At 63.9% G+C, this 26710-nt stretch carries 28 protein-coding genes; 12 read left to right on the forward strand and 16 right to left on the reverse strand.

Annotated features, from left to right (window positions below; translation table 11 throughout):
- Positions 1–41: 41 nt before the first annotated feature.
- From deoC to mutY, 3 genes are all read right to left on the reverse strand, one after another.
- The gene (gene deoC / locus ACODSD_RS06080; RefSeq protein ID WP_107798132.1) at positions 42–809 is read right to left on the reverse strand and encodes a deoxyribose-phosphate aldolase; all 768 of its coding nucleotides are present in this window, start codon (positions 807–809) and stop codon (positions 42–44) included.
- Between the two features lie 321 nt (positions 810–1130).
- The gene (locus tag ACODSD_RS06085; protein ID WP_107798131.1) at positions 1131–3335 is read right to left on the reverse strand and encodes a RelA/SpoT family protein; all 2205 of its coding nucleotides are present in this window, start codon (positions 3333–3335) and stop codon (positions 1131–1133) included.
- A gap of 44 nt (positions 3336–3379) precedes the next feature.
- The gene (mutY, locus tag ACODSD_RS06090) at positions 3380–4420 is read right to left on the reverse strand and encodes an A/G-specific adenine glycosylase (protein WP_488876986.1); all 1041 of its coding nucleotides are present in this window, start codon (positions 4418–4420) and stop codon (positions 3380–3382) included.
- A gap of 126 nt (positions 4421–4546) precedes the next feature.
- Between mutY and ACODSD_RS06095 the strand changes: the two genes are divergently transcribed.
- Entirely contained in the window at positions 4547–7282 is a 2736-nt protein-coding gene (locus ACODSD_RS06095; protein WP_488876967.1) for a THUMP domain-containing class I SAM-dependent RNA methyltransferase, read from the forward strand.
- A 92-nt stretch (positions 7283–7374) separates the two neighbouring features.
- On the opposite strand, the gene ACODSD_RS06100 is transcribed toward ACODSD_RS06095, so the two are convergent.
- Positions 7375–7728 carry a type II toxin-antitoxin system HicB family antitoxin gene (locus ACODSD_RS06100; RefSeq protein ID WP_081544270.1) on the reverse strand — a complete coding sequence of 118 codons (354 nt, stop codon included), beginning with the start codon at positions 7726–7728 and terminating at the stop codon, positions 7375–7377.
- Positions 7725–7964 (reverse strand): type II toxin-antitoxin system HicA family toxin, encoded by a 240-nt coding sequence (locus ACODSD_RS06105; protein WP_259043236.1) that lies wholly within the window; start codon positions 7962–7964, stop codon positions 7725–7727. The genes ACODSD_RS06100 and ACODSD_RS06105 overlap by 4 nt, the downstream gene beginning before the upstream one ends.
- Before the next feature lie 442 nt (positions 7965–8406).
- Between ACODSD_RS06105 and ACODSD_RS06110 the strand changes: the two genes are divergently transcribed.
- On the forward strand, positions 8407–8700 hold the full coding sequence (locus ACODSD_RS06110) for a DUF1484 family protein (RefSeq protein ID WP_488876968.1): 294 nt from the start codon (positions 8407–8409) through the stop codon (positions 8698–8700).
- A 196-nt stretch (positions 8701–8896) separates the two neighbouring features.
- A complete protein-coding gene (locus tag ACODSD_RS06115) occupies positions 8897–9499 on the forward strand; it encodes a MarC family protein (protein ID WP_019100349.1) in 603 nt (200 codons plus the stop codon).
- Between the two features lie 25 nt (positions 9500–9524).
- On the opposite strand, the gene ACODSD_RS06120 is transcribed toward ACODSD_RS06115, so the two are convergent.
- Positions 9525–10250 (reverse strand): substrate-binding periplasmic protein, encoded by a 726-nt coding sequence (locus ACODSD_RS06120; protein ID WP_107798129.1) that lies wholly within the window; start codon positions 10248–10250, stop codon positions 9525–9527.
- 239 nt (positions 10251–10489) lie between these two features.
- Between ACODSD_RS06120 and ACODSD_RS06125 the strand changes: the two genes are divergently transcribed.
- Positions 10490–11824: a dicarboxylate/amino acid:cation symporter gene (locus ACODSD_RS06125; protein WP_107798128.1), complete on the forward strand. Its 1335-nt coding sequence runs from the start codon at positions 10490–10492 to the stop codon at positions 11822–11824.
- A gap of 125 nt (positions 11825–11949) precedes the next feature.
- Entirely contained in the window at positions 11950–12540 is a 591-nt protein-coding gene (locus tag ACODSD_RS06130) for a thiol peroxidase (protein ID WP_199225794.1), read from the forward strand.
- 73 nt (positions 12541–12613) lie between these two features.
- Here ACODSD_RS06130 and ACODSD_RS06135 read toward each other — a convergent pair whose 3' ends face one another.
- The 3 genes from ACODSD_RS06135 to ppsA all read right to left on the reverse strand — a co-directional run bounded on the left by ACODSD_RS06135 (position 12614) and on the right by ppsA (position 15956).
- A complete protein-coding gene (locus tag ACODSD_RS06135; RefSeq protein WP_235084381.1) occupies positions 12614–12961 on the reverse strand; it encodes a NirD/YgiW/YdeI family stress tolerance protein in 348 nt (115 codons plus the stop codon).
- A 49-nt stretch (positions 12962–13010) separates the two neighbouring features.
- Positions 13011–13433 (reverse strand): hypothetical protein, encoded by a 423-nt coding sequence (locus ACODSD_RS06140; protein ID WP_146176563.1) that lies wholly within the window; start codon positions 13431–13433, stop codon positions 13011–13013.
- A gap of 135 nt (positions 13434–13568) precedes the next feature.
- A complete protein-coding gene (gene ppsA / locus ACODSD_RS06145; protein ID WP_107798125.1) occupies positions 13569–15956 on the reverse strand; it encodes a phosphoenolpyruvate synthase in 2388 nt (795 codons plus the stop codon).
- A 322-nt stretch (positions 15957–16278) separates the two neighbouring features.
- On the opposite strand from ppsA, the gene ppsR reads away from it, so the two are divergent.
- The 5 genes from ppsR (at position 16279) to ACODSD_RS06170 (ending at position 19921) form a co-directional block, all read left to right on the forward strand.
- Complete coding sequence (ppsR, locus tag ACODSD_RS06150) at positions 16279–17103, forward strand: posphoenolpyruvate synthetase regulatory kinase/phosphorylase PpsR (RefSeq protein ID WP_048415701.1); 825 nt, start codon at positions 16279–16281, stop codon at positions 17101–17103.
- A 332-nt stretch (positions 17104–17435) separates the two neighbouring features.
- On the forward strand, positions 17436–17735 hold the full coding sequence (locus ACODSD_RS06155) for a hypothetical protein (protein WP_488876969.1): 300 nt from the start codon (positions 17436–17438) through the stop codon (positions 17733–17735).
- 227 nt (positions 17736–17962) lie between these two features.
- A complete protein-coding gene (trpS, locus tag ACODSD_RS06160; RefSeq protein ID WP_235084383.1) occupies positions 17963–18985 on the forward strand; it encodes a tryptophan--tRNA ligase in 1023 nt (340 codons plus the stop codon).
- A gap of 73 nt (positions 18986–19058) precedes the next feature.
- Positions 19059–19364 (forward strand): chorismate mutase, encoded by a 306-nt coding sequence (locus tag ACODSD_RS06165; protein WP_107798122.1) that lies wholly within the window; start codon positions 19059–19061, stop codon positions 19362–19364.
- 92 nt (positions 19365–19456) lie between these two features.
- A complete protein-coding gene (locus ACODSD_RS06170) occupies positions 19457–19921 on the forward strand; it encodes a CreA family protein (protein WP_107798121.1) in 465 nt (154 codons plus the stop codon).
- Positions 19922–19965: 44 nt separating this feature from the next.
- On the opposite strand, the gene ACODSD_RS06175 is transcribed toward ACODSD_RS06170, so the two are convergent.
- The 7 genes from ACODSD_RS06175 to mltG are packed head-to-tail and all read right to left on the reverse strand — an operon-like array spanning position 19966 to position 25027.
- Positions 19966–20742, reverse strand: coding sequence for an MBL fold metallo-hydrolase (locus ACODSD_RS06175; RefSeq protein WP_227106882.1), 777 nt, complete (start codon positions 20740–20742; stop codon positions 19966–19968).
- A gap of 24 nt (positions 20743–20766) precedes the next feature.
- Positions 20767–21159 carry a hypothetical protein gene (locus tag ACODSD_RS06180; protein ID WP_107798119.1) on the reverse strand — a complete coding sequence of 131 codons (393 nt, stop codon included), beginning with the start codon at positions 21157–21159 and terminating at the stop codon, positions 20767–20769.
- Positions 21160–21173: 14 nt separating this feature from the next.
- On the reverse strand, positions 21174–21944 hold the full coding sequence (locus ACODSD_RS06185) for a TatD family hydrolase (protein ID WP_227106878.1): 771 nt from the start codon (positions 21942–21944) through the stop codon (positions 21174–21176).
- Positions 21945–21992: 48 nt separating this feature from the next.
- Positions 21993–22367, reverse strand: a complete 375-nt coding sequence (locus ACODSD_RS06190) for a PilZ domain-containing protein (protein WP_048416050.1) — start codon at positions 22365–22367, stop codon at positions 21993–21995.
- Between the two features lie 19 nt (positions 22368–22386).
- Positions 22387–23400: a DNA polymerase III subunit delta' gene (locus ACODSD_RS06195; RefSeq protein WP_235084397.1), complete on the reverse strand. Its 1014-nt coding sequence runs from the start codon at positions 23398–23400 to the stop codon at positions 22387–22389.
- Positions 23400–24035, reverse strand: a complete 636-nt coding sequence (gene tmk / locus ACODSD_RS06200) for a dTMP kinase (RefSeq protein ID WP_081544255.1) — start codon at positions 24033–24035, stop codon at positions 23400–23402. Before tmk ends, ACODSD_RS06195 begins: the two co-directional genes overlap by 1 nt.
- A complete protein-coding gene (gene mltG, locus ACODSD_RS06205; RefSeq protein WP_107798116.1) occupies positions 24035–25027 on the reverse strand; it encodes an endolytic transglycosylase MltG in 993 nt (330 codons plus the stop codon). Before mltG ends, tmk begins: the two co-directional genes overlap by 1 nt.
- 198 nt (positions 25028–25225) lie before the next feature.
- Between mltG and ACODSD_RS06210 the strand changes: the two genes are divergently transcribed.
- Positions 25226–25903, forward strand: a complete 678-nt coding sequence (locus tag ACODSD_RS06210) for a DUF3313 family protein (RefSeq protein WP_227106874.1) — start codon at positions 25226–25228, stop codon at positions 25901–25903.
- 106 nt (positions 25904–26009) lie between these two features.
- Positions 26010–26690 carry a DUF3313 family protein gene (locus tag ACODSD_RS06215; RefSeq protein ID WP_488876970.1) on the forward strand — a complete coding sequence of 227 codons (681 nt, stop codon included), beginning with the start codon at positions 26010–26012 and terminating at the stop codon, positions 26688–26690.
- The last annotated feature ends 20 nt before the right edge of the window (positions 26691–26710 follow it).

Genomic DNA, 26710 nt, shown 5'->3' on the forward strand with positions numbered 1-26710 from the left:
AGCATCAGGGGTTTTGTCAGCGGCGATGAAACGGCGAGCGATCAATAGCCGCTGATCGGCTTAACCTCGCCCCCTTCGATTTCCGCCTGCAAATTGCCCAGCAGGCCGGAAGCGCCGAAACGGAAGCGCTCGGCGCTCACCCAGCCCGCGCCCAGCAGATGCTCGGCCAAGTCCAGGTATTCCGCCGCCTCGGCCGCGGTGCGCACGCCGCCTGCGGCCTTGAAGCCGCAAGCGCCGCCGGTTTCGCGGATGGCGGACAGCATCACGCCGGCCGCTTCCAGCGTGGCGTTCACCGGCACCTTGCCGGTGGAGGTCTTGATGAAATCGGCGCCGGCCTGGATCGAGATCAGGCTGGCCTCGCGGATCAGCGCCTCGTCCTTCAGCTCGCCGCTTTCAATGATGACTTTCAGCGTCTTGCCTTCGCAGGCGTCCTTGCAGGCCGCCACCAGTTGCGCGCCCACCTCGCGGTTACCGGCCATCAGCGCGCGGTACGGGAACACCACGTCGACTTCGTCCGCGCCGTAGGCGATCGCGGCGCGGGTTTCCGCCACCGCGACGGCGATGTCCTCATCGCCGGCCGGGAAGTTGGTGACGGTGGCCACTTTGACCTCGGGGCAGCCGGCCTCGCGCAGGGTTTTCTTGGCGATGGGCACGAAGCGCGGATACACGCAGACCGCGGCCACGGTGCCGGCGTCGCTCTTGGCCTTGCGGCACAGCGCGGCGACCTTGTCGTTGGTGTCGTCGTCGTTCAGCGTGGTGAGATCCATCAGGGACAGGGCGCGGCGGGCCGCGGCGATCAGTTCGGACATGAGCTAACAAACCTTTCAAAATTGAACGGCCAGGCGCGCTCGCCAAGCGTTCCAAAACTTCAGCGCCGCCGGCGGGCGGCGGCGCAAAAAAACCATTATGAAAATTTCTTTAAGTCAAAGCAATGCACAGCCACAGTGAACTTGTGCCAACGCAAACTCGGCCGCGCCTTAGAACGTGTTTACGATCTCGCAAGCTAAGGCGAGACAAGGCGTTGCGGCTGAGAAAGCGGAATGGTCAAGCGGTACATGAGCATTTTGAGCTTGGTTTCAACGCCCATTTCTATCCATCCCGCCGACGCGCAGCAGGCTTTGAACAGGCTCTTACAAACGCCGCGCCTCCTGCACCCCGCTCAACTCCATCATCCGCGACAGCACCCGGCTGATGTCCTGCACCTGGCGCACCTCCACGGTGAAACGCATGCGGGCGCGAGTGTCTCGCGACAGGGTGTTGACGCCGATCAGGTTCAGCTTCTCGCGCGACAGCACGTCGGACAGATCGCGCAGCAGGCCGGGCCGGTCCATGGCGATGATTTCGATGTCGATGGGGAAGACGCTGCTGCGCTGGTCGCCCCATTCCGCGGCGATCAACCGCTCCGGCGCTTCCACCGACAGTTTTTTCAGCGTCAGGCAGCTCGTGCGGTGAATGGAAATGCCGCGCCCCTTGGTGACGAAGCCCATCACCCCGTCCGGCGGCGCCGGCTTGCAGCACTTGGCCAGCACCGTCATCAGATTGTCCACGCCCTCGATCAACACGCCGCCCGCGTCGTGGCCGCCCTTGCTGGCCTTGACCAGGCTTTCCGGCGCCACGTCCGCCGGCGGCGGCGGCGCGAAGCTGACGATGGCGTTGGACACCACGCGCGTGGTCAGCTCGCCGTGGCCCAGCGCGCCGTACACTTCCTCCAGCTTGTCGTAGCCCAGCTTCTCCGCCAACGCGCCCAGATTGGGCTGCATATGGCTGTGGCGCGCCAGCTCGCGCTCGAACAACATCTTGCCGGTCTCGCGCACGGTGTCGGCGTTGAGCAGGCGGATGTGCTGGCGGATCTTGGAAATGGCGCGATGGCTCTTCACCCAGCCGTCGTGCAGCCAGTTCACCGACGGCCCGCCTTCCTTGGCGGTGATGATCTCCACCCGCTGGCCGTTTTGCAGCGGCGTGGACAAGGGCACGATCTGCCCTTCCACCTTGGCGCCGCGGCAGCGATGGCCCAGATTGGTGTGCACCGAATAGGCGAAATCGATGGGGGTGGCGCCAAACGGCAAGGCCATCACCCGGCCCTGCGGCGTCAGCACATAGATGGTGTCGGCGAACAGCTCGGTCTTGAACGCCTCGGCCAGGCCCTCGCGGTCCGACATCTCCTCGCGCCAGTCCAGCAACTGGCGCAGCCAGGAGATTTTCTCCTCATAGGCCGCGTCGCCCTTGCCGCCCTCCTTGTAGCGCCAATGCGCGGCCACGCCGAACTCGGCGTGCTCGTGCATCTCGAAGGTGCGGATCTGCACCTCCACCGCCTTGTCCTCCGGCCCGATCACCGCGGTGTGCAGGCTGCGGTAATTATTGGCCTTGGGATGGGAGATGTAGTCGTCGAACTCGCCGGGAATCGGCTGCCAGGTGCCGTGAATGATGCCCAGCGCCGTATAGCAGTCTGGCAGCCGCTCCACCAGGATGCGCACCGCGCGGATGTCGTAGAGCTCGGAGAAATCCAGCTTTTTCTTCTTCATCTTCTTCCAGATGGAGAAGATGTGCTTGGGCCGGCCGGCCACTTCCGCCTTGACCCCGGCGTTCTTCAGCTCCGCGCGCAGGGTGTCCAGCAGCCGGTCGATATAGTCGATGCGTTCCAGCCGGCGCTCGTCCAACAGTTTGGCGATGCGCTTGTAGCTGTCCGGCTCGGTATGGCGGAAGCCCAGGTCCTCCAGCTCCCACTTGATCTGCCACACCCCCAGGCGGTTTGCCAGCGGCGCGAACAGATCCAGGGTCTCGGTAGCGATGCGGCGGCGCACCGTCTCGTCCTCCACCTCGGCCAGGTAGTGCATGGTCTGGGTGCGCCAGGCCAGCTTGATCAGCACCACGCGGATGTCGGCCACCATGGCCAGCAGCATCTTGCGCATGGTTTCCGCCTGGCGCGCGCGCTCTTCCGGCGTGGACAGCTTGTCGATGCGCGCCAGCTCGGTGATGCGGCGCACGCCGTTGACCCCCTCCACCAGCACCGCCACCGTGGGATTGAAGGTTTCGCAGAGCCAGGGCTGCCAGTCCTCGCGGTAATCCGAAGCGGCGAACATCAAGGTGGCGACGATGGCGTCCGGCAACAGGTTCAGATCCGCCACGATGGCGGCGGCGGCCACCGCGTGACTGAACAAGTCCTCGCCGGTCTGGGCCATGGTCTTGCCGCAGTACAAGGCGCGCGCCTCGTCCAAGGCGCGAGTGAGCATCGCCTGCTCTTCTCCGCTCAGCGAAGAAGACAAGCCCTCCAGCCAGCGTTGCGGATTAGCCGCGTCTGCCAGGGTGTCAGCCATCGAACGAACTACGGAAACCATATCAACCCAGTAACTCAATCAAATCGTGTTTCGACAGCGCTCGGCTACTCGGCCAAACGCAACAACAGCCGGCGCACCGGCGCCGGCACCCCGGCGTCCGGGGCCACGGACAAGGGCAGCCACTGCCCGCTGTCCTCCATCGCTGCCTCCGCGCGCAGCGCGTCCAAGCGCAGCGGCACCGGCGTAATGATCAATCGGTAATGCGTAAACACATGCTCCAGTTCCGGCCAGGCCGGCAACACGTCGCCGTGGCCGTTGCGCGCCAGCCAGTCCTCGATCTGCAACGAAGTCTCAAACTCCGGCAAGGACAGCAAACCGCCCCAAATGCCGCTGGGCGGCCGCCGCAGCAGCCACACCTTGTCGCCATGGGTGGCCAGCAACATCACCGTATGGCGCGTGGGCACCGTCTTCTTCGGCCGCGGCGTCGGCAGCTCGCCGGTGCGGCCCTCGCGCGCCGCCGCGCAGCAGTCCACCATGGGACAGACGGTACAGGCCGGTTTGCCGCGGCTGCACACCGTGGCGCCCAGGTCCATCAAACCTTGAGTGTAGGCGCTCATCAGCGCCGCATCCTGCGGCAGCAACGCTTCGGCCAATCGCCACAAACGCTGTTCCACCGGCTTCTCGCCGGGGAAGCCGTCGATGCCGAAGCAACGGGTCAGCACGCGCTTGACGTTGCCGTCCAGAATGGTTTCCCGCTGGCCGAAAGCGAAAGAAGCAATCGCCGCGGCGGTGGAACGCCCCACGCCGGGCAGGCGCTCCAGTTGCTGGCGCTCGGCCGGAAAGCGGCCGCCAAACTCGGCCATCACCATCTGCGCCGCCTTGTGCAGATTGCGCGCCCGGCTGTAATAACCCAGGCCGCTCCACAAGGCCAGCACGTCCTCCTGCGGCGCGGCGGCCAGCGCCGTCACGTCCGGAAAGCGGGCGAGGAAGCGCGGGTAATATTCCAGCACGCTTTTGACCTGGGTCTGTTGCAGCATGATCTCGGACAGCCAGATCCGGTACGGGTCGCTGACCTGCCACGGCAGATCATGGCGTCCATGCGTTTTTTGCCAGGCGGTCAGGCGCGCGGCGAAGGAGCTGTGCAGCATCGTCTATCATCTTGAATCGAACCGGATATGGTAGCGGAAAGCCTCGCTGTCACCAAGCAGCCTCCGGACAAATAAGTTAAAATCAAAGAATTGCTTAAAAGTCTGCTTACTCAAGGAAGTTCCATGTCCAGTTTCCGTTCCCGCCAGCGTGCCAATATGCGCCGCGAATTCAATAGCCGCGACAATGAGGCCAGTTCGCCGGCAGGCGGAGACAGCCCGGCCGGCAAAAGCCCCGTGATCCAGAAGAAAGCGCCTTCGGCCGACGCCGCGCCGCGCGCGCCTTATTCCGGCCCGCGTCCGGGCAACGCCAAGCCCAATTGGCAAGACCGCGGCCCAGGACAGGGACAAGGCCCGCGCGACGGCGGCAAGCGCGGCCCCTATCAGGGACGCGACCAACAGGCCGGGCGCGACAAGCCGTATGGCAACGACCGCCGGCCGCAAGGCCAGCAGCGCTTTGAGCGCAACGAAGGCCAAGACAGCTTCAATAAGGACCGCTTCAATAAAGAACGCGGCAACAATTGGCAGCCGCGCAGCTTCGCCCGCGACGGCGAAGAACGCCCGCAAGGCAGCGGCCCCAAGAAGCCCTTCCATCACCGCGAAGACCGCGAGCCGCGCGACTACAGCCGCGACCGCGGCCCATCCGGCCGCAAGCCGCTGAACGCCGCCGCGGACGTGGAGCCGGAACGCAAACCGTATAGCCGCGACCGCGGCCCGTCCGGCCGCAAACCGCTGCATCTGGAGCGGGACGGCGAACAAGGCGCGCCGCAGGGCAAGCCGCGCTGGCAGCAACGCGACGGCGAACGCCATGTCGATCAGCCGCGCAAGCCGTTCAATCCTTCCAGCGATCGCGAACAGCGCTTCCGCCGCGACGACGCCGAACAGGCGCCGCGCAAGCCTTGGCAGGAACGCCAGCACAGCGAGCAGCGCGAAGAGGGTCCGCGCAAACTGTTCGGCAAGCCGGCCAATCGCGACAACAACTTCCGTCGCGACGACGCCGAGCAGGCGCCGCGCAAACCGTGGCAAGAACGCCAGCACGGCGACCGCGACAACCGTTTCCGCCGCGACGACGCCGAGCAAGCGCCGCGCAAGCCCTGGCAGGAGCGCGAACACGGCGACCGCGACAACCGTTTCCGCCGCGACGACGCCGGGCAAGCGCCGCGCAAGCCCTGGCAGGAACGCCAGCACGGCGACCGCGACAACCGCTTCCAGCGTGACGACGCCGAACAAGCGCCGCGCAAGCCGTGGCAGCAAAACGAGCCCGCTGAACGCGGCGAGGGCGGCCCGCGCAAACTGTTCGGCAAATCCGCCGAACGCGACAACCGCAGCCGCCGCGACGACGCCGAACCAGCGCCGCGCCAGGACCGTCCGCAAGGCGAACCGGCCGAGCGTAGCGAAGGCGGCACGCGCAAGCTGTTCAGCAAGCCGTCCTACCGCGACGACGCCGAACGCGCGCCGCGCCAAAGCTGGCAACAGGAAGAACGCCCGCGCCACGAGCGTCGCGAAGGCGAAGCCCGTCAGTTGTTCGGCAAGCCGGGCGCCGGCAGCCTGAAACCGCTGGGCGACCAGCACCGCGTGGAAACCCGCGGCGAGCATCGCCACGCCGACGCGCCGCGTCATGCGCCGTCCGAACGCCAGGCCCCGAGCCTGACCCAGGTGCGCGACAGCGTGCTGTCCTTGTTCGCCCCCTGCCCGCGCGGCCTGGAAGCCATCCTGGCCGACGAGTTGCGCGGCCTGGGCGCGCGCGACATCGCCACCGCCGACGGCGGCGTGGCCTTCGCCGGCGACCGCGATCTGCTGATGGCGGCCAACCTGCACAGCCGCACCGCCAGCCGCGTGCTGCTGCAACTGGCCCAGGGCGGCTACCGCAATGAACAAGACATCTACCGCCTGGCGATGAATGTGGACTGGCCGCGCTGGTTCGACGTGTCCAACAGCATCAAGCTGAAGACCGACGCCATCCGCTGCCACTTCAAGAGCCAGGACTTCATCTCGCTGAAGGTGAAGGACGCGATCTGCGACCGCTTCCGCCAGGCGCAACTGGGCCGACCCAATGTCGACACCCGCCACCCGGACGTGCGCGTCCACGTCTTCCTGACCGAAGACAGCGCCACCATCTACCTGGACACCAGCGGCGAACCGCTGTTCAAGCGCGGCTGGCGCCAGGAAACCGGCGACGCGCCGCTGCGTGAAAACCTGGCCGCCGGCATCCTGATGCTGACCGGCTACAACGGCAGCCAGCCGCTGCTGGACCCGATGTGCGGCAGCGGCACCTTCCTGGTGGAAGCCGCCGACATCGCGCTGAACCGCGCGCCGGGCCGCCAACGCAAATTCGCCTTCCAGAAACTGCGCGGCTTCGATTCCGCCAGCTGGGAAAAACTGCTGCTGGACGCCCAGCACGCGGAAAAACCGCTGGCCAAGCTGGCGATCAACGGCTCCGACCGCGACCAGGCCATCATCAACGTCGCCAAGGACAACCTGGAACGCGCCGGCCTCTCCGGCCTGGTGGAACTGCAAGCGATGGACGTGCTGGACGCCCGCCCCAACGGCGAAAACGGCATCCTGGTGGCCAACCCGCCCTACGGCGTGCGCATGGACGAACTGGACCAGCTGGCCGAGTGGTATCCGCTGCTGGGCGACTGGCTGAAGGCCCACTTCGCCGGCTGGCACGCCAACCTGTTCAGCGGCGACCTGCGCCTGGCCAAGCTGATCCATCTGTCGCCCAAGCGCCGCACCCCGCTGTACAACGGCTCGCTGCAATGCCGGCTGTTCGTCATCAATATGGTGGAAGGCAGCGCCCGCAAGGAAAAACCGGGCGAGCAGGCTGAAATCATCGAGCAGGACGATCACGCCGCGGAGTAACACCGCGCGCGGACAGCAAAACGGCGAGCCATGGCTCGCCGTTTTTCATGGAGCACTCCCGCGGAGTGCCCCAAGATTGAACCATGCGGTGTTTAAGCCGTTTTGAGGTCCATGGCCTCCGCCCGCTCCTCGATCGCCGCCTCCACCCATTCGTTCAAGCTCTTGGACTCGGCCGACGCCGCTGCCGCCGCCATTTCATGCAAGCGCGGCGCAATGCGCACATTGAATTTTCCCGAATAGGTTTTAAGAGGCTGCAGCCCCTTCTCGCGGCATGCGTCCAGATACACGCGCAGCGATATTTCGGCTTCTCGTTTGAGACTTGCGACATCGCCTGCATAAAAATCCGCTCCGCCGCTCAAGCCCAGAAACTCGCCGCGAAACATGTCAATTTCCGGGTCATAGCTGATCACAGCTCGGTAGCCTTCAATCTGCAGAATATTCTTCATGGAGTCACCCCGTTGGTTTCCAGCCATTTTCTAATTGCGGCCACCGCGCCTTTGTCCGTATCCGGAGAAGGATGGGGCCGATGAAACACCCTCACCACACCGAATAAGGCAACGCAGATACGCGACCCTTCGCGCTCCTCGATCTCCGCGCCAAGCTCCAAAAACAAAGCCTCAATATCGCTCCACCGGATATTGGCGCTGACTGGACGCGTGAAGATCAACTGCAAGGTGATCAAGTGTTTTCGTTTCACACTCAACTGGTACCATAAATCAGTACCAAAATCAATATCATCGGATAAGACCGACAACACAGCACAGCTGGACGCTGCCGCTTGACCCCACCCAGCCCATCGGCAACAATCGCCGCGTGCCGTTTCACTTAACGGCGCTGGGTGTGAGAGCCCATATAAAGGAAAAAGGGGGATGCCACTGTGTAACAGTCGCGTCCGAAACGCTATTGTCTTGCCATCCGGCGGGCCGTGGCGGGGAGGCCTTAACGGCCTACCGGTTTCCTTTTTCCCGGTCTCTCAACCTCGTCACGCGCCTGCCAGCCCGTTTGAGAGCGAGCCCGCAGGCGGACCACGAAAAAGGAGCGTTCCCCATGTTGGTTCTACCCTTGTTCAGCTATCCCCCGCCCCGCGACACGCCGGCCCGCGCCCCGCTTCCGGAGGCTCAGCCATGAATCCCGTCCCCAGCCTCATCGAACTAGACCGCCTGATCCAGCAGCTGCACGCGCAGCGCCTCTGCGAATCCGAACTGGAACGGCTGGCGCAATGCAGCCGACACGTCCACGACATCTGTCACACCGCCTCGCTGGAACTGGGCCAGATCAGCAGCGCGCTGGCCGGACTGCTGACGCTGCTGGACCAGTCCGAGATCGAGCATCTGGCGCGCGAGCAGATGTATTGTCTGCTCGAGCCCTACGCTCGTCGTTTGCAACAAGCTTATGAAGCCTTGCAGGAACTGAGCTGATCTCGTCAACGCCCGCCAGCCCTGCCTGGCGGGCAGACTGAGGCGGCAAGCCAAACGAATAAAACCGTCGCAATCCGGACTAACCCATTCGGCATCGCCGTGAGATAATCCCGCCCGGACGCGCGCTTAAAAATCCAGAGCCTTACGCACAGGGCCTGCGCGCCATTGACACCACTCAACGCTGCAAGCACACACCATGCAAACCTCTTTCCTGTCCGCCACCGTCCTGCTGATCCTGATCACCGATCCGCTGGGCAATATTCCGCTGTTCATCGCCGCGCTCAAGCAGGTCAAGCCGGAACGCCGCCGCCGCGTGGTCTACCGCGAATGCCTGATCGCCTTCCTGGTGCTGTCCGCCTTCATGTTCTTTGGCCGCAACTTCCTGGACCTGATGCATCTGACCGACGATTCGATGCGGGTGGCCGGCGGCGTGATCCTGTTCCTGATCGCCATCAAGATGATCTTCCCCGGCGAGGGCAGCGTGTTCGGCGGCGACAAGATGCACGGCGAGCCCTTCATCGTGCCGATCGCCGTGCCGCTGATCGCCGGCCCGTCGGCGATGGCCACCGTGCTGCTGATGTCCACCCGCGAACCGGAGCGGATGCTGGAATGGCTGGGGGCGCTAACCATCTGCATGCTGGTGACGCTGCTGGTGTTTCTCTTCTCCGGCAAGCTGCAAAAGCTGCTGGGCGAGCAGGCGATCACCGCGCTGGAGCGGCTGATGGGCCTGGTTCTGACCGCGATCTCGATCGAGATGCTGCTGGGCGGCGTGGCGTCCTACATCAAACAATTCCACTGAGCTTCGCGCTCCTAGGCGGCCCAGCCTAACGGTAATGTTTGCGCAGCGCGTCCACCACGCCGTCGCGCTGCATATTGAGCAGCGTCTTGTTGAGTTTCAGCACGATGCGCTCATCCATTCCCGGGTTGCAGGCCAGATACATCTGCACCGTGTTGAAGCTGAACAGCAGTCGGATGGGCAGCCGGTTGGCGGAGGCGATGTAGGCGCCGCTGAACTCGCCGCTGGCCCAAAAGTCGATATGGCCGGCCACCAGCTTTCTGGCGTTCAAATCGTCCGCTCTCGCCAGCTCCAGCTTGAAACCCAGATCGGCCAGATACTGCGACATCCCCGAGCCCTTGTAGCTGCCTATGGTGAAGCCGCGCGCGTCGTCCAGCGCGGCCACCCCCGCCGGGCTGTGAGGGCCGGCGAACAGGCTCCAGGAGTTGCTGACCAGCGGCCCCACCCATTTGAACTGACTCTCCCGGCTGGGCGTGCGCGAAGTCGAGTAAACGCAGCTATTGTCTTCCTGCTGGGCGATGGCGTAGGCGCGCAGCCAGGGCAGCAACTCCATGCTGTACGGGATGCCCGCGCGCTGGAACATTTCGCGCAGGATGTCAGTGGACAGGCCGCCGATCTTGCCCTCCTCCAGCGCGATGTTGAACGGCGGGTAATCCTCGGTCAGCAAACGGATGCGGGGCGATGTCGACTCCGCCCGGCCGCAGACGGCGAGCGCGCCCAGCAACAGGGCGGCGTGGACAAAGGCGAGCTTCATGGCGGCATACCTCCCGCGGAATTCTGACGACGCGTCTTACCAAGCATAGAAGCTGACGGCTGGCCAACAGCGGCGATTTACTTCGTGTTGGGGTTATCCCGCATAGGGATATCGGCAATTCGTCCCCGCGCTTCCTCTTGCTAGCATCCGCAATCATGGGCCGTTAAGAGCCCGCTTTTGATTGCATAACAACTTCGGCCCGCCCCGAGCCGAAGTCAGACAACGCTACAGGGACCGCGATGCAGACCAAAACCCCCCTCTACCAGCGCCTTTATTTCCAGGTGCTGCTGGCCATTTTCCTCGGCGTGATGCTCGGCGCCTTCGTTCCCGACCTGGGCGCGAAGATGAAACCGCTGGGCGACGCCTTCATCAAACTGATCAAGATGATGATCGCCCCCATCATCTTCGCCACCGTGGTGGTGGGCATCGCCAAGATGGGCGATATGAAGGAAGTGGGCCGCGTGGGCGTGAAAGCGCTGTTCTACTTTGAAGCCGTCACCACGCTGGCGCTGGTGATCGGCCTGGTGGTGGTGAATGTGCTCAAGCCCGGCGCCGGCCTCAATGTGGACCCGAGCACGCTGGACGCGCACTCGGTGGCCAAGTACGCCGCCAACGCCAAGGAGATGAGCAGCATTGATTTCCTGATGCACATCATTCCGGATACGGTGGTGGGCGCGTTCGCCAACGGCGAAATCCTGCAGGTACTGACCTTCTCGGTGCTGCTGGGCCTGGCGCTGACCAAGATGGGCGATAACGGCAAGACCATCGTCCACATTCTGGACGAGTTCTCCCATGCTTTGTTCGGCGTGATCAATATGCTGATGAAGCTGGCCCCCATCGGCGCCTTCGGCGCGATGGCCTTCACCATCGGCAAATACGGCGTGGGTTCGCTGAAACAGCTGGGTTTCCTGATGCTCTGCGTCTACCTGACCTGTTTCGCCTTCGTCTTCGTGGTGCTGGGCACCATCGCCAAGCTCAACGGCTTCAGCCTGTGGCGCTTCCTGATTTACATCAAGGAGGAGTTGCTGCTGGTATTGGGCACGTCTTCGTCCGAGTCCGCGCTGCCGGGCATCATGAAGAAGCTGGAAAACCTGGGCTGCTCCAAACCGGTGGTGGGCATGGTGATTCCCACCGGCTACTCCTTCAATCTGGACGGCACCTCCATCTATCTGACCATGGCCGCCATCTTCATCGCCCAAGCCACCAATGTAGAGCTGACGCTGGCGGAGGAGCTGGGCCTGCTGGGCGTGCTGCTGCTCACGTCCAAGGGCGCGGCGGCGGTGACCGGCGGCGGCTTCATCACCCTGGCCGCCACGCTGGCCACGCTGGGCGGCAAGCTGCCGGTATCCGGCCTGGCGCTGCTGATCGGCATCGACCGCTTCATGTCCGAGGCCCGCGCCATCACCAATCTGATCGGCAACGGCGTGGCCACCATCGTGGTGGCGCGCTGGGAGAAGGCGCTGGACGAAGAACGCATGCGCCGCGTGCTGGCCGGCGAGCCGGTGCTGCCGGAGGAGCCGGCCGCCGCGCCGCTGCCGGCGCAACTGGCCGCCGCGGAAGCCGCCCGGTCCTAAGCTTTTGTTTTCCCAGCCCTTACAGCCTGCGTTCGCGCAGGCTTTTTTTATGCTCTTAGCACAGCGGCGGCTTGATTTTGCCGCTGCGTGGTCCACGATAGAAGCATGGGCATTGGGAGACGAGAATGAGCGACTTCATGTTGCAATACGGCGATGAGTTGTTGCCGGTGGAGGGGGACTTTCCCGAAGTGGGCGCCTATCTGCCCAGCTTCATGCTGGTGGGCGACGGCAAGCAGGACGTGTCGCTGGAAGGCCTGGGCGGCGTGCCCAAGCTGATTTTGACCCTGCTGTCGCTGGACGAATACGAGCATGGCGGCCAATACCTGCTGCAGGAGACGCGGCGTTTCCTGGAGCGCTGGCCGCAAATCAGCCTGGCGGTGATCACCGTGGATTCGCCGTCTTCGCTGGCGCGGGCCCGGCGCGAGCACGGCCTGCCCCACGTCACCCTGCTGTCCACGCTGCGCGGCCGCGATTTCCACAAACATTACGGGGTGCTGATCCGCGAATATCCGCTCAGCGGCTACACCGCGCCCGCCCTGCTGCTGGCCGACGGCAGCAACACCATTCATTACGCCGAGCGGCTGCGCAACACCCAGGATCTGTTCGACTTCGACAAGATCAACCACTTGCTGCGCGAAGCCGAGGAACAGGCGCTGGAGGCGCAGCAGGAACTGGAGCATGAGGAGCAGTTGAAGGACGAAGGGCCGTCACAGTAAGCCCCCAATAACGACACGGGCCCGGCCTGCTTGCGCAGCGCCGGGCCCGTTCGCGTTGCAGGGGGACAACGGTTTACGGCAGCACTTCCACCAGCTTGGCGTCCACCTTGGTCGACGTCAGTTCCTTGTCCACTTCGCCGACGATGCGCAGCTTGCTGTTCTGGTCGATCTTTTGCGCCGGCAGGCGTTTCTGGCTGATCTTCACCGTCATGGTGCCGGTGGCGTCGCGGAATTCGTAACGCTTGTGGTCGATCTGACGAACGATCTTGCCTTCCAGCGTCACCGGGGTGTCGTCGGCGGCTTTTTGCGCGGCGGCCACGGTGGTGACGGCGGCCGGCACGCCGGGGCCGGTGAATTCCGCCTGGGCGGCGAAAGGCAGGGACAGCGCGGCGGCGGTGAGCAGAACGGTGATGGTTTTCATGTTTGGACTCCTAGTGTGTTGTCGATGTCTGGATTACAACACGGCAGCCTTAACCGAAACTTAAAGCCAGCTTGTCGCCCAATACGCGCCGGGAAGGCTCCAGATCCACCGCGTAGCCCTGCTTGGCCAATTGCAGCCTATCGCCGTAGTGCCGGCCTTCAGCCTGAATCCGTTGTTCAATCCCTTGCAAGGATTGCTTGAGCGCCGCGCCCAGGCGATCCAGCTTCCCATCCAGCTCCGCGCCTTGGCGATTATTGAATTGCCGGCTGCCCGCGACAATGGCGCCCCAGCGCTGGCAATCGGCGCGCAAAGCGCCCAGATCCGGATACACGCCTTGTTCCAACGCGCGATTGGAGCAGGCGGTCAGCACCTGAGCCAGCGCGGAGGCCTCCTTGGCCGGCCTGGCGTCCAGATAACGCGGGATGACGATGTCCAACGAGGCTTTGACGGGAGTGCTACGAAATAACTGCATGACGGGCTTCCTATTGGCGTTCATGAATCGATGCGCTCAAGCATAGCCCCGCGTCCGCGCCCGCCGCTTGCAAGAAGCGCCGGACAAAACAAAACCGCCCGGCAAGCGGGCGGTTTGAAAGCGGTGAAACAGGGATTAGCTGTTCAGTTCACGCGCCAGGTACAACCAGGTTTCCACCACGGTGTCCGGGTTCAGGGACACGGTTTCGATGCCCTCTTCCACCAGCCACTTGGCGAAGTCCGGATGGTCCGACGGGCCTTGGCCGCAGATGCCGATGTACTTGCCTTGCTTGCGGCAAGCCTGGATCGCCATGTGCAGCATGACCTTGACCGCTTCGTTGCGCTCGTCGAAGGTGGAGGCGATCGGGCCGCCGGAGTCGCGGTCCACGCCCAGCGTCAGCTGGGTCATGTCGTTGGAGCCGATGGAGAAGCCGTCGAAATGCTGCAGGAACTTGTCGGCCAACACGGCGTTGGTCGGCAGTTCGCACATCATGATCAGGCGCAGGCCGTTTTCGCCGCGCTTGAGGCCGTTGGCGGCCAGGATCTCCACCACTTGCTCGGCTTCGGACAGGGTGCGCACAAAGGGAATCATCACTTCCACATTGGTCAGACCCATCACGTCGCGCACTTTCTTGATGGCGCGGCATTCCAGTTCAAAGCAATCGCGGAAGGATTCGGCCACATAGCGGGCGGCGCCGCGGAAGCCAATCATCGGGTTTTCTTCGTGCGGCTCGTACAGCTGGCCGCCGATCAGGTTGGCGTACTCGTTCGACTTGAAGTCGGACATGCGCACGATGACCTTTTTCGGATAGAAAGCCGCGGCCAGGGTGGACACGCCTTCGGCGATCTTGTCCACGTAGAAGTCCACCGGGCTGGCGTAACCGGCGATGCGGTCGCTGATGGTGGCTTTCAGATCCGCCGGCAGCTTGTCGAACTCCAACAGCGCTTTCGGGTGGATGCCGATCTGACGGTTGATCACGAACTCCATGCGCGCCAGACCCACGCCTTCGTTCGGCAGCTGCGCGAAGTCGAAAGCCAGTTCCGGATTGCCCACGTTCATCATGATCTTGACCGGGGCCTTGGGCATCTTGTCCAGTTCCAGGTCGATCACTTCCACGTCCAGCAGGCCGTCGTAGATATTGCCGGTGTCGCCTTCGGCGCAGGACACGGTCACCTGCATGCCTTCGGACAGCACCTGGGTGGCGTCGCCGCAGCCCACCACGGCCGGGATGCCCAGCTCGCGCGCGATGATGGCCGCGTGGCAGGTACGGCCGCCGCGGTTGGTGACGATGGCGGCGGCGCGTTTCATCACCGGTTCCCAATCCGGGTCGGTCATGTCGGTCACCAGCACGTCGCCCGGCTTGACGCGGTCCATCTCGGACGCGTCCTTGATGGTGCGCACCACGCCCTGGCCGATCTTCTGACCAATGGCGCGGCCTTCGCACAGCACTTGCGATTTGCTGTTCAGGCGATAGCGGCGCAGGGTGTCCTTGCGGTCTTCCTGCGACTTCACCGTTTCCGGACGCGCCTGCAGGATGTAGAGCTTGCCGTCGTGGCCGTCGCGGCCCCATTCGATGTCCATCGGACGACCGTAGTGCTTCTCGATGATCAGCGCGTATTCGGCCAGTTCAGCCACTTCGGCGTCGCTGATGGAGAATTGCTGGCGCTCCGCCGGGGACACGTCCACGGTCTTGACCGAGCGGCCGGCTTGCGAGGCATCGGTGAACTCCATCTTGATCAGCTTGGAGCCCATGGTTTTGCGCAGCACCGCCGGACGGCCGGCTTTCAGCGTCGGCTTGTGCACGTAGAATTCGTCGGGGTTTACCGCGCCCTGCACCACGGTTTCGCCCAGGCCGTAGGATGCGGTGATGAACACCACGTCGTCAAAGCCGGATTCGGTGTCGATGGTGAACATCACGCCGGCCGCGCCGCAGTCGGAACGCACCATGCGCTGCACGCCGGCGGACAAAGCCACCACGTCGTGCTCAAAGCCTTTGTGCACGCGGTAGGAAATGGCGCGGTCGTTATAGAGGGAGGCGAAAACGTGCTTCATCGCATCCTTGACATTGTCAAGGCCGCGGATATTCAGGAAGGTTTCTTGCTGGCCTGCGAACGAGGCGTCGGGGAGGTCTTCTGCGGTGGCGGAGGAACGGACTGCAACGGAGATGTCGGCGCCGCCGGCATCGGCCACCATCTGATCCCAGGCCTCTTTGATATCGGCGTCAAGCTTGGCGGGGAACGGGGTATCGATGATCCATTGCCGGATTTCCTTGCCGATTCGGGCCAGTTCGCTGACATCGTCGATGTCCAGCTTGGCCAGCGCGGCGCTGATCTTTTCGGCCAGGCCATTGTGCTGCAGAAAATCCCGGTAAGCCTGCGCCGTGGTGGCAAAGCCCCCCGGGACGCGAACCCCGGAGCCAGCCAGTTGGCTGATCATTTCACCAAGGGAGGCGTTCTTGCCGCCTACCTGCTCCACATCGGTCATGCGCAGTTTCTCGAACCAGATGACGTAGTTCTCAGCCATCACTTCACTTCCTGTGTTGGATTGGGACGATAGGGCCGCATTCTAGCCGAATTACGTGCCAGATGCGTAGCGTCTTTTGCAGCGCAACACGGGTTTTCGGCCGAACGAGGACAAGCATTGCAACAGAATCAATAAGTTGACGGACATTCCTGATGAAAATGATTGTCAAAACCGTGTAATTTACGCACTACATGATTGGCCGGCTCTCGCCGCGGGTTTCTTCGCGGCCTTTCAGAGTATAGAATCCCTTGAACCCCGGGCGCCCCAGCAATGCGCGGCAGGCGCGGTTCCGGCCTCGTTCACTCGCAATACAGGTGTTTGCATGCCCCACCATCTCCGCTCCGCCTTCTTCGTTTCCGATCGCACCGGCATCACCGCCGAATCGCTGGGGCACACGCTGCTGACCCAGTTCGACACCGTGGAATTCAAGCGCGAGACCATTCCCTTCGTCGACACCGTGGAAAAGGCGCAGGCGCTGGCCGAGGTCATCCGCCAGGTGTCGGAAACCGATCACCTGAAGCCGCTGGTGTTCACCAGCATCATCAACCCGGACGTGCGCAGCGCGCTGCAGGTTGAGAACGCGGTGATGATAGATTTCTTCGATACCTTCATCGGCCAATTGGAGCAGGAAATCGGTCAGCGCGCCTCGCTGAGCGTGGGCAAGGCCCACGGCATGGTCAACGAGGAGAAGTACGATCACCGCATCGAAGCGGTCAACTTCTCGCTGAACCACGACGACGGCGTCAAATTGAAGGACTTGCACGAGGCGGACGTGATCCTGGTGGGCGTGTCCCGCTCCGGCAAGACGCCGACCTGCCTGTATCTGGCGCTGCAATACGGCATCCGCGCCGCCAACTACCCGCTGACGCCGGAAGACCTGGGCAGCCCGACCTTGCCCAAGCTGCTGCTGCCGTTCAAGGACAAGATCTTCGGCCTGACCATCGATCCGGCGCGCTTGCATCACATCCGCTCCGAGCGCCGGCCGGACTCCAAATACGCCAGCATGGACAATTGCCGCCGCGAGGTGAACGAGGCCGAATCCATGTTCCGCCACCACGGCGTGCCCTTCATCAGCACCACCCACAAGTCCATCGAGGAAATCGCCTCCACCATCATGCATAAGGCGGCGCTGGGCCGACGCTTCTAAGCACCTGTTCACTGCCTGCCGCGCTTCGTGAGACGCGGCGCGGTGGGCTCCGCTTCGAAATCCTCACGTAGCACCCATACATTCCGCTTCCTCAGCGGTTTTCCCTTGTCTCGCTCTTGCTCGCGGGACTTTGAACCGACGCTAAGCCCAGCCCTCAAGCCCCGAAAACAGCCGGCATCGTCCGGCTTTTTTCATGCCGTCGCGCTGCCTACCCCACAGCCAATATCCATATAGCACTTTGTTTATTATCACTTTTTTACAATTCAGGCCGGAACATATAGCAAGCAGGCGCTCTCCAACAGGCATCTTGAATCCACTGCCGGACTATTCCGATGCATATCGTCGCCATCGCCGCCCCGCCCAGATCCGCTGTCTCGCCGTTGAAGGAAGTGGGCGCCGTCGCCGCCAAGACCGACAGCCGCGCCGCCGCCAGCGACCCGCGCAAGGAGATGGCGGAGTTTCTCACCCCTCATCCGCAATCTCCCGCGCTCGACGGGGACGCCCCGCCCCGCGGCGAGTCTTTCGAGCGGCTGCTGCGCCAGGCCCAGAGCGCGGTCGGACGCAAGGACGCTTCGCCTTATTCCGAAGACCTGATGCCGCCAGCCGGCAGCCTGTTGCACGTGGTGGCGTGAACGCGGCACTTGACGCTGCTTTGCCCGCCGTGCTCTGATAAAGCCCATGAACTACGCAACCGCATCCGCAACCTTCTTTTGGTGGTGGCGCCTGAACTAAGGCGGCGCCGGCGTTTGCATACCCAAAACCCGGAAGCTGCCGATACGGCGGCATAGGGTTTCCAGCAGTACTCCTCCCCCCGGATCGGCAGTTTCCAACAAGCTCAAGCTTACTGGAGACCACTGTTATGAATCTGGACAGCATCACAGCCAAAGACATCATCCTGACCGGCGACCGCACCACCGGACAATTGCATCTGGGCCACTACGTCGGCTCGCTGCGCAACCGCGTGATCCTGCAAGACCGTTGCCGCCAGTTCCTGCTGCTCGCCGACGCCCAGGCGCTGACCGACAATATGGGCAACTATCTGAAGGTCCGCGACAATGTGCTGCAGGTGGCGCTGGATTATCTGGCGGTGGGCATAGACCCGGAAAAAAGCACCGTCTTCATCCAGAGCCTGGTGCCGGAGCTGACCGAGCTGTCTTCCTACTATCTCAATCTGGTCACCGTGGCGCGTCTGGAGCGCAATCCCACCATCAAGGACGAGATCAAGCAGCGCGGCTACGAGCGCGACATCCCCGCCGGCTTCCTCACCTACCCCGCCGCCCAGGCCGCCGACATCACCGCCTTCAAGGCCAGCATCGTGCCGGTGGGCGAAGACCAGATTCCGATGATTGAGCAGACCAACGAGATCGTGCGCCGCTTCAACGGCAGCGTGGATCGGGCGGTGCTGGTGGAAGCGCGGGCGGTGGTGCCGGAGCAAGGCTCGCGTCTGCCCGGCATCGACGGCAAGGCCAAGATGTCCAAATCGCTGGGCAACACCATCACTTTGTCGGCCACGCCGGACGAGATCCGCCAGGCGGTGAAGATGATGTACACCGACCCCAATCACCTGCGCGTGGCCGATCCGGGCCAGGTGGAAGGCAATGTGGTGTTCACCTATCTGGACGTGTTCCATTCCGACACGGAGCAGGTGGCGGAATGGAAGGAGCATTATCGCCGCGGCGGCCTGGGCGACACCGTGATCAAGAAGCAGTTGGAAGAATGCCTGCAGACCCTGCTGGAGCCGATCCGCGCCCGCCGCGAGCAGTACGCGCGCGATCCGGCGGCGGTAATGGCGATGCTGAAGACCGGCACCCAGCGCGCGCGCGAAGTGGCGGCCGCCACGCTGGCCGAGGTTAAGGCGGCGATGGGCTTGAACTACTACTAAGAGCCTTTTTACGATCTGCTGCGCGTCGGCGAGACCGCGTTGAAAACACACTCTTTTAAGAGGAGAGCACCGCATGGAACAAGTCTACCAATGCCAAAATCTGGAAGAGGTGCGCGGCCAGATCGACCGCATCGACCGCGCGCTGGTGGCGCTGATCGCCGAGCGCGGCCTTTACGTGCGCCAGGCGGCGGCGTTCAAGCACAGCCGGGAAGAAGTGGAAGGCGGCAAACGCGTCGATCAGGTGATGCGCCGCGTCGAGCGTCTGGCCGGCGAACTGGGCGCCGACGCGGCGCTGACCGCTGCGGTCTACCGCACGATGATAGAGTACTTCATCGCCGATGAAATGGCGGCCTTCCGCGCCAAAGCGGCTGCCGATTGAGGCGGAGGCCGGCTTTCCCTACAATCGCTTCCATCCGCTGACCGCCGGCCGCCCTCCGCGGCCGGCGTTTTTCCCGCGGCCGGAGAACCTGAATGAACAAGATTGCCCTGTTGCTGCTCGCCTGCCTGACCGCGCCCGCGATGGCCGAGGAAGTGGGCGAGGTGTCCACCACCTTCAAGCTGCTCAGCCCCAACGACAAGGTGGTGGTGGAAGCTTTCGACGACCCGGCGGTGCAAGGCGTGGCCTGCTATATCTCGCGCGCCAAGACCGGCGGCTACAAGGGCGCGCTGGGCCTGGCCAAGGACCCGTCCCGCTTCTCGGTGGCCTGCCGCCAGGTGGGCGCGATCAAGTTCTCGCGGCCGCTGCCCAAGCAGGAGCAGGTGTTCAAGGAAGGCGCGTCCTTCATCTTCAAGCATGTGCGGGTGGTGCGCATCGTCGACGCCAAACGCAATACCCTGACCTACCTCAGCTATTCCGACAAGCTGCTGGACGGCAGCCCGGACAATGCGCTGACCGCGGTGGCGGTGCTGGATCAAAAGATCCCGCTGCAACCCTGAAATAAAAGCGATTGATTATTAACGATTTCTTGGCATGACGGGCATCAGCTAAACGGCAGCTCAACGCGCAAGCCGTCATAGCCGACCTCCACGCCGGGCGGACATTCGGCGCTGAGCGCGCCGAATTCCAGCCTGTGGGTCATATGGATCAGCACCGTGCGTTCGGCGCCGATGCGCTCGGCCCAGGCAAAGGATTGCCGCACACCGAGGTGGGACGGATAGGGATCGTGGTTCAGGCAGTCCAGGAACAAGAGCTTCAGCCCCTGCAACAAGGGCAGGCTGCTGTCAGGGATATCCGACACGTCGGTCAGCCAGGCCATGTCGCCGACGCGCCAGCCGAGGCAAGGCCAGGAGCCGTGTTGCAAGGGCACGGGCGTCAGCGTGACGCCGCCGCAGTCCACCGGCCCGTCCACCTGCTGCGGCAACAGCACCGGCTTGTCCCACATCTTGGACGGCGGCAGCAGCGCATAGTCGAAACGGCTCTTGATATTGTCCAGGGTGAAGGCGTTGCCGTAGAGCGTGATCGGCCCCTTCTTCACGTAGCAGAAGGCGCGCAGGTCGTCGATGCCGTTCAGGTGATCGGCGTGCGGATGGGTGTACAGCACCGCGTCCACCTGGCTCAGCCCTTCGCGCAGCGCCTGCTGCCGCAGGTCCGGCCCGGTGTCGATCAACAGCCCCTGGCCGGCCGCCTTGATATAGGCGCTGGCGCGGGTGCGGCGATTGCGCGGATCCGGCGAACGGCAGGTGACGCAGTCGCAGCCTATGGCCGGCGTGCCGGAACTGGAGCCGCAGCCCAGGATGGTGACTTCAAGCGAACCCAATGGCGTTTCCCAAGTAATAAGGCATCAGCGGCAGCGCTCGGGGCGCTCCGCCTTCTCGCGCACCCAGCCGCCGTCGCAGCGGACATTGCCGTCGGCGTCTTGCTGACAGCCGCCGCGCGGCTGCTTGGCGCAATACGGATTGCCGTCGCGCGACAGCAGGCAGGCGCCGGGACCGGCGTAAGTGACGCCGTTGGCGCGCACCACGCCGCCGCCCGGATAAGGCGAGCACAGCACGTTGCCGAATTCATCGATCGCGCATTCGCCCTTGCCGCACATCGCCTGTCCGCGCTGCACCAGGGCGATGCCGCCGTCTTCGGAACAATAACTGCGTCCGTTCAGATTGACGCAATTGGCCCAGGCCTGGGCCGAGAACAATATGGCCAGCAAGGCCAGCCCGGACAGCAAGATTCGCTTCATGCGCTTTCTCCGCTTCAACGGCTGGCCTTGGAGAACAGCCGGAAAAAGTTATCGCTGGTGACGCGCGCCACCTCTTCCACCGCCATGCCGCGCAGCTCGGCGATGTGTGCGGCCACATGGCGGACATAGGCCGGCTCGTTGACCTTGCCGCGATACGGCACCGGCGCCAGATACGGGGAATCGGTTTCGATCAGCATCCGATCCAGCGGCACTTTCTGCGCCACTTCCTTGACCTGGGCCGCGTTCTTGAAGGTCACCACGCCGGAGAAGGAAATGTAGAAGCCCAGCTCCAGCGCGGCTTGCGCCACCTCCCAGGTTTCGGTGAAGCAATGCATCACGCCGCCGCACGCCTCGGCGTTTTCTTCCCGCATCAGCCGGATGGTGTCCTCGGCGGACTCGCGGGTGTGGATCACCAGCGGCAGGCCGACGCGCTTGGCGGCGCGGATATGGGTGCGGAAGCGCTGATGCTGCCATTCCAGATCGCCCTTGCACCAGTGGTAGTCCAGCCCGGTTTCGCCTATGCCCACCACCCGCGGGTGCGCGGCCAGCGCCACCAGTTCGTCCTCGCTGTACTCTTCCGCTTCCGGGTCGTCCGGATGCACGCCCACGGTGGCGTATAGATTGCCGTGGCTCTCCGCGAGTTCCAGCACTTGCGGATATTTGGGACGGCTGACGCCGATCACCAGCGCGTGGCTGACCTGGTTGGCCTGCATATTGGCCAGCACTTCCGGCATGCGCGCGGCGAGGTCGGGAAAATTGATATGGCAGTGGGAGTCGATAAACATATTTGCATCAATCAGGCTGCGGCGCGCGGACGCGCGCCGCTAAAACAATCACATGGTATGAGTGGGCCGGCTGGAGTTGAGCACGCCGCTGAGCAGGGCCTCGATCTTGTCCTTGGCCTGCTTGCCGGCGTCGCCGGCGACGAACTCGACGCCGACGCCCTGCACCCGGCTGTTGTTGGCGCCGGCCGGCGTCAGCCACACCACCTTGGCTTGCACCGCGATGCGCTGCGGGTCGTCCATCAGGGTCAGCAGCAGGAACACCTCCTCGCCCAGCTTCATTTCCTTATTGGTGGGAATGAAGATGCCGCCGTGGCGCACAAAGGGCATGTAGGCGGCGAACAGCGCGCTGCGCTCCTTGATGTGCAGGGACAGCACCCCGGGACGGTTGGGATTCAGGTCCGGGCGAGTGGCGGAATTGTCCATACTTGGCTAACCCTCTGTGTCAGGCGGCCTTGCCGCTGGCGAATATCTTCAGATAGTCCATCAGCACCGCTTCCAATTGCAAGCGCGTGTTCAAGGTATGCTGGCCGAACGGCGCCAGTTGGTTGAGCGTCTGCTGACACGCCATCAATTGCGCGATGTCGGCGCGCGCCGCCAGTTGCTGCAAGGCGCGCTCCTGATCTGGATAATAGCGGACCAAACCGGCCAGTCTCAAACTCGCCAGATCATGCAGCCACTTCATCAGCCAGCCTATGGGCAGCAACAGCGGCAGTTTCTGCTTGTCCACCGCCTCCGCCAGCTGCAACACATTGGCGAAGCTGGGCTGGCCCAGGCCCTGGACGAACTGGCCGCGCAGCTTGGCCAAAGCCGGATCGTGGTCGAACAGCGGCGCGCCGCCGTTATGGGCCAGTTCCAGTTCCGCGTCCGCCACGCCCTGCTCGCGCAGCCAGGCCAGCGCCTGGGCCTGGTGCGGCCGCGTCAGCGGAAACTGGCGGCAACGGCTGCGTATGGTGGGCAGCAAGCGCTGCGGCGCATGCGCCACCAGCAGGAACAGCACCTCGGCCGGCGGCTCTTCCAGGATTTTGAGCAAGGCGTTGGCGGCGGCCGGATTCAGGCTTTCCGCCGGTTCCACCAGCACGATGCGCCGGCCGGCGCGATGCGCGCTCAGGTGGGCGAAATCGATCACATCGCGCACCGCCTCGATCTTGATCACCGGCAGCTTGCGGCTGACTTTCTTGCCCTCGGCGCCCTCCTTGCCTTCCTCGTCCTCGTCGCCCAGCGGCGACAAGCGGCGGAAGTCCGGGTGGGTGCCGTGCCGATACCAGCGGCAGGCCTCGCATTCGCCGCAAGGCTGGTGGCCGGCCTGCGGGCGTTCGCACAGCAGCGACTGGGCCAGGTGTTCGGCGAACTCCAGCTTGCCGATGCCGGCGGCGCCGGTGAACAGCCAGGCATTGGGCAGGCGTTCGCGCTCGGCGTTCAGCCGCGTCCAATCGCCTTCTTGCCAGGGCAGCAGCATCACGCGGCCTCCAGCAGTTTTTGCAGGCAGGCCGCGATGTCGACCTGGATCTCGGCGATGGAGCGGCTGGCGTCCAGCACCGCGAAACGCGGCTGGCCGGCGGCGCGGCGCAAATAGGCTTCGCGCACGCGCACGTGGAAGTCGGCCTTCTCCTGCTCGAAGCGGTCCAGCTGCCGGGTCTTGGACATGCGCTCGGCCGCCACTTCCAGCGGCAGGTCGAACAGCAGGGTCAGGTCCGGCTGCAAACCGTGCTGCACCCATTGTTCCAGTTCGGCGATGCGCTCGAACGGCACGCCGCGGCCGCCGCCCTGGAAGGCGAAGGTGGAATCGGTGAAGCGGTCGGACACCAGCCACTGGCCGGCGGCGAGCGCGGGCTCGATCACGCTGTGCAGCAATTGCTGGCGCGAAGCGAACACCAGCAGGGTTTCCGCGTCCAGCGAGGCCTCGGTGTCCACCGCCAGCAGCAGCTCGCGGATTTTCTCGCCCAAAGGGGTGCCGCCCGGTTCGCGGGTGAATACGGCGTCGACGCCGTGTTGCGCCAGCCAATCGCGGATGAAGGCCAGATGGGTGCTTTTGCCGGCGCCGTCTATGCCTTCCAGGCTGATGAAGCGGCCGCGTTGCTGCTCTAGCGCCATTACTGTCCTTTCTTCAAAATATATTTGCGCACCGCCTGATTGTGTTCGTCCAGCGTTGCGGAGAAATGCGAAGTGCCGTCGCCGCGAGCGACGAAATACAAGGCCTTGGTTTCGGCCGGATTGGCCGCCGCGTCCAGCGCCGCCTTGCCCGGCAAGGCGATGGGCGTGGGCGTCAGGCCGGCGCGGGTATAAGTGTTGTAAGGCGTGTCGCGGCGCAGATCAGCCTTGCCGATCTTGCCCTGGTACAGACTGCCCATGCCGTAGATCACCGAGGGATCGGTCTGCAAGCGCATGCCCTGCTTCAAGCGGTTGACGAACACCCCCGCCACCATTGGACGGTCGGCGTCTTCGCCGGTTTCCTTCTCAATCAGGCTGGCCATGATCAGCAGCTCGTAAGGCGTGCGGTAAGGCAGCTCCGGCTTGCGCGCCGCCCAGGCCGCTTCCAGCCGCTGCTGCATCGCGCCGAAGGCCTGGCGGTAGAGCTCCGCGTCCTCGGTGTCCGGCGAGAACAGATAGGTGCTGGGAAAGAACAGGCCTTCCGGCTTGGCGTCGCCGAAGCCCAGCCGCCGCATGATCTCCTCGTCGCTCCAGTCCTTGGCCGTATGCTTGATGTCGGGGTTGCGGTCTATCGCCTGGCGGAATTGGCGGAAGGTCCAGCCCTCGATCACCGTCAGGCTGGCCTCGTCCGGGTGGCCGTCGGCCAGGCGGTTCAGGATGTCCAGCATCGATGCCTGGCCGTCGAAACGATACAGGCCGGCCTTGATCTTGCGGTCCACGCCTTGCAGGCGGGCCAGGGCCACCATCACCTGACGGCTACGAACCACGCCCTCCTGCTCCAGTCCCCGCGCCACTTGGCTCAGGGTGCGGTTGGGCCCCACGGTCAGCTTGTAACCGGCTTCCGGCAGGCCAACCGGAATCAGGACCACCCAAACCAGCCAGGCACAGCCCAGCGCAAGGCACAGCAAGAACAGGCGAAACAGAGTTTTCATCATTTGACGGGAAGCATGAGACAGCGCAGCGGGACGATCGCGCATGATACCAGACAAGCCGGCCTGACCGACATGTCAGGCCCGCCCCCCGCAATCAAGCAAAGTTTGCGCCAAATCAACTGTCCACCTTTCCATTTTGCATAGTTTTGCTCGCGTTCTATACCTGATTAAATGGACTGCTTAAATGATGCGAGTCTTTTCATGAAGCCATTCTTCAATCTGGGATGCGCATTGGTGGCCTGGACGGCGCTGGCCAGATTGGCGGCAGTCCGGCAGACCGACAGGGATTTATGGCGCCTGCCGATGGACGCTTTCCGACAAGGAGGGCATCCGCAGCAATTGACTTACCAGCAATCCCCCGCTGCGCTGAGCGGCTACCACGCGCTGATCGTGGAGCCTTTGCTGCTGTTGAACCGCCAGCAGGACGGCGGCTGGCAGCTGCTGCAAACCGCGGAACAGGAAAACGCCAACCAGATCATGCGCCGCCAGGTGGCCGCGCTGCTGCAGGCCTGGCCTATCGCGCTGACCGACGTGGCCACCGCCGGCGTGCTGCGCTTGCGCATCGCGGTGGCCGCGCGTCAGTCTCGGATTGCCCAGGACAGCCAGCCGCTGAACAGCAGCCACGTGGCGCTGCAACTGCCTTGCATGGCTTCCAATATAGAACCCTATCTGCAACTGGTGTCCTCGGTGTCCCAATTGGAAGACGCGCTGGGACGGGGCGTGGTCGCCGGCGGCGTCACCATGCAGTCGCAAGCCGAAGCCGCCTCCGGCGACGAAGACGACGGCTGGCGGCAGCTGCTGACCCAGGACTGGTCCCCGCTGCTGCGCCAACAACTGGCGCCGGCGACGCGGCGCGGCGCGGCCTCGACGACGCGATAAGCCGCATGAAGACAGTCCGCCCCGTCACAAAGTCGCAACAATATAGAGGGAACGCCGCTTGGCGGCCGCAGTCCATCTCCCACGCAATCTCCACTGAGCCCGCACGATGAAACCATTCTTTAAACTCGCCTGCGCGCTGATGGCTTCCGCCTTGCTGGCCAATATCGGCCACGCCGGGGAGCCGCCGGAGAATCTGGTCCTGCTGCCCAGCGAAGCTTTCCATCCCAACCCTGAGCATGCCGGCCAGGTGCTGTACCTGCAGCCCGGCGTCGATCTGAAACGCTATCACGGCATCCTGATCGAGCCGCTGATTTTCCTGGGCCGCCAAGCGGACGGCCAATGGCTGGCGACGGCGGCGGACGAGCACAACCGCCTAGACGCCTGCTACCGCAACAGCCTGGCCCGGGCGCTCTGCCGCGAGGGACTGCCGGTGGCCGCCGCGCCCGGTCCGGGCATCGCCCGGCTGCGCGTGGCGGTGGGCGACATGCTCAGAGAGCTGGCCGGCCCCAAGGAACGGCACCCCGTGAAGACCGCCCTCAATCTGGCGCGCTTCGCCGACGATATCGATCCCTATCTGGCCCAGGTGTCCACCGTGGGTCAGCTGGAAGACTCCGAATCCGGGCTGCTGTTGGCCGGCGGCGTCAATCTGCTGGGCAAGGACATGGACCTCGCCAACGCGCAACCGTCCAATGCGGAATGGCTGCAACAGCGCGTCGACCTTTGGAGCAGCCACCACGCGCGGCAGATGGCCCAGCATCTGGCTGCGGCTACGTCGTTTGGGGAGTAGGCTAGCGCCCAGGCTGGCGG

It is taken from the genome of Chromobacterium sp. FG22, from assembly GCF_057809415.1.

Coding starts and splice junctions, on each gene's coding strand:
- deoC (WP_107798132.1), bottom strand. CDS start 809: ATGTCCGAACTGATCGCCGCGGCCCGCCGCGCCCTGTCCCTGATGGAT.
- ACODSD_RS06085 (WP_107798131.1), bottom strand. CDS start 3,335: ATGGTTTCCGTAGTTCGTTCGATGGCTGACACCCTGGCAGACGCGGCT.
- ACODSD_RS06095 (WP_488876967.1), top strand. CDS start 4,547: ATGTCCAGTTTCCGTTCCCGCCAGCGTGCCAATATGCGCCGCGAATTC.
- ACODSD_RS06100 (WP_081544270.1), bottom strand. CDS start 7,728: ATGAAGAATATTCTGCAGATTGAAGGCTACCGAGCTGTGATCAGCTAT.
- ACODSD_RS06110 (WP_488876968.1), top strand. CDS start 8,407: ATGAATCCCGTCCCCAGCCTCATCGAACTAGACCGCCTGATCCAGCAG.
- ACODSD_RS06115 (WP_019100349.1), top strand. CDS start 8,897: ATGCAAACCTCTTTCCTGTCCGCCACCGTCCTGCTGATCCTGATCACC.
- ACODSD_RS06120 (WP_107798129.1), bottom strand. CDS start 10,250: ATGAAGCTCGCCTTTGTCCACGCCGCCCTGTTGCTGGGCGCGCTCGCC.
- ACODSD_RS06125 (WP_107798128.1), top strand. CDS start 10,490: ATGCAGACCAAAACCCCCCTCTACCAGCGCCTTTATTTCCAGGTGCTG.
- ACODSD_RS06130 (WP_199225794.1), top strand. CDS start 11,950: ATGAGCGACTTCATGTTGCAATACGGCGATGAGTTGTTGCCGGTGGAG.
- ACODSD_RS06135 (WP_235084381.1), bottom strand. CDS start 12,961: ATGAAAACCATCACCGTTCTGCTCACCGCCGCCGCGCTGTCCCTGCCT.
- ACODSD_RS06140 (WP_146176563.1), bottom strand. CDS start 13,433: ATGCAGTTATTTCGTAGCACTCCCGTCAAAGCCTCGTTGGACATCGTC.
- ppsA (WP_107798125.1), bottom strand. CDS start 15,956: ATGGCTGAGAACTACGTCATCTGGTTCGAGAAACTGCGCATGACCGAT.
- ppsR (WP_048415701.1), top strand. CDS start 16,279: ATGCCCCACCATCTCCGCTCCGCCTTCTTCGTTTCCGATCGCACCGGC.
- ACODSD_RS06155 (WP_488876969.1), top strand. CDS start 17,436: ATGCATATCGTCGCCATCGCCGCCCCGCCCAGATCCGCTGTCTCGCCG.
- trpS (WP_235084383.1), top strand. CDS start 17,963: ATGAATCTGGACAGCATCACAGCCAAAGACATCATCCTGACCGGCGAC.
- ACODSD_RS06165 (WP_107798122.1), top strand. CDS start 19,059: ATGGAACAAGTCTACCAATGCCAAAATCTGGAAGAGGTGCGCGGCCAG.
- ACODSD_RS06170 (WP_107798121.1), top strand. CDS start 19,457: ATGAACAAGATTGCCCTGTTGCTGCTCGCCTGCCTGACCGCGCCCGCG.
- ACODSD_RS06180 (WP_107798119.1), bottom strand. CDS start 21,159: ATGAAGCGAATCTTGCTGTCCGGGCTGGCCTTGCTGGCCATATTGTTC.
- ACODSD_RS06185 (WP_227106878.1), bottom strand. CDS start 21,944: ATGTTTATCGACTCCCACTGCCATATCAATTTTCCCGACCTCGCCGCG.
- ACODSD_RS06190 (WP_048416050.1), bottom strand. CDS start 22,367: ATGGACAATTCCGCCACTCGCCCGGACCTGAATCCCAACCGTCCCGGG.
- ACODSD_RS06195 (WP_235084397.1), bottom strand. CDS start 23,400: ATGCTGCTGCCCTGGCAAGAAGGCGATTGGACGCGGCTGAACGCCGAG.
- tmk (WP_081544255.1), bottom strand. CDS start 24,035: ATGGCGCTAGAGCAGCAACGCGGCCGCTTCATCAGCCTGGAAGGCATA.
- mltG (WP_107798116.1), bottom strand. CDS start 25,027: ATGATGAAAACTCTGTTTCGCCTGTTCTTGCTGTGCCTTGCGCTGGGC.
- ACODSD_RS06210 (WP_227106874.1), top strand. CDS start 25,226: ATGAAGCCATTCTTCAATCTGGGATGCGCATTGGTGGCCTGGACGGCG.
- ACODSD_RS06215 (WP_488876970.1), top strand. CDS start 26,010: ATGAAACCATTCTTTAAACTCGCCTGCGCGCTGATGGCTTCCGCCTTG.